This window comes from Pararhizobium sp. (assembly GCF_035497515.1).
GTDB lineage: Bacteria > Pseudomonadota > Alphaproteobacteria > Rhizobiales > Rhizobiaceae > Pararhizobium.
In genome coordinates, this window is record NZ_DATJDJ010000170.1 from 1 (window position 1) to 3,817 (window position 3,817).

Genomic DNA, 3,817 nt, shown 5'->3' on the forward strand with positions numbered 1-3,817 from the left:
CTTGAAAGCGTTGAGCAGCGTCCACAGGAGCGGCAGGACCACCAGGGCTGCCGCCAGAAACAGGATCGCCTTGAGAAACAGCGTCGAGACCTTCATCGGTTCAGCCTTTTCCAGGTGACGGTAAAGGCGACGACCGTCAGCACCATCATGATGACCGCCATCGAGGATGCGTAGGAGATCTTGCCGGACTCGATGAAGCCCTGCGAATAGGCATACATGTCGAGGGTTTCCGTCGAGATCCCCGGGCCGCCGCGGGTCATCACATAGACGAGGTCGAACGACCGCAGGCTCTCGATCGCCTTGACCAGCAAAAGGCTGATCAGCGGCGCCTTCAGCATCGGGAGCGTGACGTAGCGGTGGATCTCCCAACGCTTCGCCCGGTCGATCCGTGCCGCCTCGAGCGGCTGGGGCGGAAGCGATTCCAGCAATTTCAGCACGATCACCGCGAAGAACAGGCCCCATTGCCAGACATCGACGAACGCCACGGCGAGCAGCGCGCCGAGCGGCGTGGAGAGGATGTCGGGGGTGCTTCCCGTGAGTTCGCGCATCGGCCAGGTCAAGGCGCCATAGAGCGGATGGAAGGCGAATTTCCACACGAAGGCGGCGCAGACGCGCGGCAAAAGCACCGGAATGATGAACAGCAGGCACAGGAGGTTGCGGGCCCTAGGGCTTGCAGCCTCGAACATGGCTATGCCGAGACCGATTCCGACCAGCATCGTGGCGGAAACGCTGATGATTTCCCATTTGAGCGAAACCCAGAGCGCGTTGAGGAAACGCGCATCGGAGAGCAGCGCCGCATAATTGGCGAACCACACATAATCGGCCCCCGGCTGGGCCAGCGTCCGGTTCTGCAACGAAATGTTGACGGCATAGAGCGTCGGCACCAGGGCCAGGACGATCAGGATGGCGAGGGTCGGGCCCAGGAAGACGTAAGGTAGCGAGCGTCCGCGGCGCATCAGGACAAATCCTCAGATAAGGGATGGGCGCGCCCGAGAGCGCGCCCTGCTTGCGTGTATCAGAGCTTGCGGGCGAAGGCCTCGAGCTCGTCCAGCGTCGCCTTGATGTCGGTGCGGCTGCCGGTGATCAGCTCTTCGAGCATGATGCCCCACTGGTTGCCCAGTTCCTGCCAGCGCGCATCCTGCCAGAACGTGACCTGGGTGCGTTCGCCCGTTGCGGCCATGGCATCGGATAGGTTCTGGCCGAAGGTCTTGGCATATTCCGGGCTCTGGTAGGTGCTGGTGCGGGTCAGTTCACCCGGCTGGCCGGCGGCGAGACGGCGGGCCTCCTGCTCCTTGGACGTGGCCCAGGCCACGAACAGGCCGGCGCAGGCCTTTTCCTCTTCGGTGGCATTGGCCTTGGCGGCGATCGCAAAGCCATGCGCGTAACCGGCGCCCGGCAGAGGCGTCGGCGGAACCGCGAAGGCAACCTTGTCGGCCACCTGGCTCTGTGCCTTGTCGACCGACATGCCGCCCAGCGGTGCCGATTCCACGATGATCGCTACCTTGCCGGCACGGAAGGCGCCGGTGGATTCGTCCCAGGAGCCCGTCTGCGTGCCCGGTGCCGAATATTTGAAGAGATCGAGATAGGCCTGCGTGGCCTTGACGGCGGCTTCCGAGTTGAAGGCCGGCTGGCCATCCTTGAACCACTCGCCGCCATTGGCCTTGAACAGCGGCATCCAACGCCAGACATTGGCGCCAGAACCACGCTGTCCGCGCAATGCCGTGCCATAGACGCCATTGTCCGGATCGTGCAGCTTCTTGACCGCGGCCAGATATTCCTCCCAATTTGTGGGAACGGCGATGCCGGCCTTTTCGAGAAGGTCGGTGCGGTAGACCATCAGGTCGCCGCCGCCCTGGATCGGCGCAAACCACTGCTTGCCCTCATAGGTGGCGGCGGCGCGCATGCCTGCGTCGAAATCATTATAGTCATAATCGGCCGGATAGTAGCCTTCGAGCGGTACGATCCAGCCCGAGGACGCGAACAGCGCCAGATTGGCTTCATCGACGTAATAGACGTTGAAGCTGCCGACCGTCGATGCGTCCGCCTGCGATTTGGCGCGGCGGTCATTTTCGTTGAGATAGCTGAATTCGAAGCCCGCGCCCGACAATTTCTCGAACTCGTCGACATAGTCTTCCAGCAGGGTCAGACCGTCGCGAGGCTGCGCCAAGATACGCAGGTCTTCGGTGCACTGCGCAGCCATGGTGTTGGAAGCCGCAAACAGGGCCATCGCCGCGCAACTGGCGCGGAGCATTTTCTGAAACATGATTTCCTCCCTCGGGCGGCAGAACTCCCACGCCGCCAACATCCCCATTGTGCTTGTGCGGTCGAATGGAACTAGTTGGCTTTTTGCTATTCGATGATACTATTTTGACATCAGCTCGCGCCAAAGGCTCCAACTGAATGAGAATTACATCAGATTTTCCGCAGTCTGCCTCGCATGTGGCGACCCGTGAACAGATCGTCCTGCCGGGCGGGATGTCCTATCTCATCCGGCGCGACGACTATCCGAACCCGATCTGTATCTGGAACTATCATCCGGAATGGGAGATCCATTACATTCCGGACGCGCAAGGCTTCGCCTATGTCGGCGATTATGTCGGCCCCTTCAAACCCGGCCACCTGATGCTGACCGGCACCAATCTGCCGCACAACTGGATCACGCCCGGCGCGCCGTCCCTTCCCGGCCGCGACCTCGTGCTGCAATTCGATGCCGAGGCCCTGATGGGCATTCGCACCGTTTGTCCCGAATTCGACGTCCTGCACAGGCTGAGTGCTCTGGCTCAACGCGGTATCGAGATCCTCGGTCCCGAGGCAGGCCGGATCGGCCAGAAGATCATCGACCTGCACGAACTCAAGGGACACGGGGGATTGAGCCTGTTCCTTCAGATTCTCACCGAGATCGAAGCTGCGCCACGTACGCGCCTTCTGGCCAGCGAGCACTTCATATCGTTCTACAACGAACTGTCCGACAAGCGTCATCGCCGCATCGACCAGGCGATACAGATCCTGCAGTCCGATCCCAGCAGCCAGATGCATGAGGTGGCCGATGCCGTGGGGCTTGCGCCCTCGGCGTTTTCGCGCGCCTTTCGGCGCATGACCGGCATGAATTTCTCGAACTATAGTCGCTCCGTACGGGTATGGCGCGCACGCACATTGCTCGCGGAATCGGAAATCCCCATTACCGAGGTGTGCTTCGAAGCCGGTTTCAACAACCTGTCCAATTTCAACCGCTACTTCAGGATGGAAACCGGGCTTACGCCTCGCGCCTATCGCATGGCAGCCCGCATCCGCGGCAGGTCGATCGTCGCGGCCGTGTGACGATCAACCATCGTCGAGCCGCGCCGTGCCACCCGATACCGCGTGCTCCGTGCCTGGTCGATGACGCACACATCTGCAATGTCGGAAGCTTATTCAAATCCTCGAAAACTCGTCGATGCCACTCGCGCATAGGCGCCAAGGATGAACCTCTCCGCCTGGGCGAGGTAGGCTTCCAGTATCTGGGCGGCGGCCGCGGAATTGCCGTTCTCGACCTGGGTCACGATCAACGTATTCTGGTCGATGAAGGGTGCGTGGAGAAACTCCGGATCCTGTAGCAACCCGAAGACAAGCCTGAGTTCCAGCGAAACCTGCGCGTAGAAGCCGGCCAGTCGCGGACTGTCGGCGAGTTCCACGATTGCAGCATGGAAACCGATATCGGCGCTGCCGACCCCGAGCCAGTCATCGGCATCCCGGCACTTGTGCGCCGCATCGACCGAAGTCCGCATCTTCTTTACCGCAGGGTGGCGTGGATGTGCCTGGGCAAGGGAGGGAATCTCGA

Annotated in this window: 4 protein-coding genes; 1 reads left to right on the plus strand and 3 read right to left on the minus strand. The window is 61.4% G+C overall.

Translation table 11 applies throughout. From position 1 onward, the window contains the following. Positions 1–92: 92 nt before the first annotated feature. Positions 93–956, minus strand: coding sequence for a sugar ABC transporter permease (locus tag VL202_RS17825; RefSeq protein WP_325465432.1), 864 nt, complete (start codon positions 954–956; stop codon positions 93–95). A gap of 59 nt (positions 957–1,015) precedes the next feature. Next, complete coding sequence (locus VL202_RS17830) at positions 1,016–2,263, minus strand: ABC transporter substrate-binding protein (protein WP_056336007.1); 1,248 nt, start codon at positions 2,261–2,263, stop codon at positions 1,016–1,018. Positions 2,264–2,400: 137 nt separating this feature from the next. On the opposite strand from VL202_RS17830, the gene VL202_RS17835 reads away from it, so the two are divergent. After that, positions 2,401–3,318: an AraC family transcriptional regulator gene (locus VL202_RS17835; protein WP_056336011.1), complete on the plus strand. Its 918-nt coding sequence runs from the start codon at positions 2,401–2,403 to the stop codon at positions 3,316–3,318. Between the two features lie 89 nt (positions 3,319–3,407). On the opposite strand, the gene VL202_RS17840 is transcribed toward VL202_RS17835, so the two are convergent. Next, the coding region (locus VL202_RS17840) for an FCD domain-containing protein (RefSeq protein WP_325465433.1) at positions 3,408–3,817 on the minus strand (410 nt) is incomplete at its 5' end.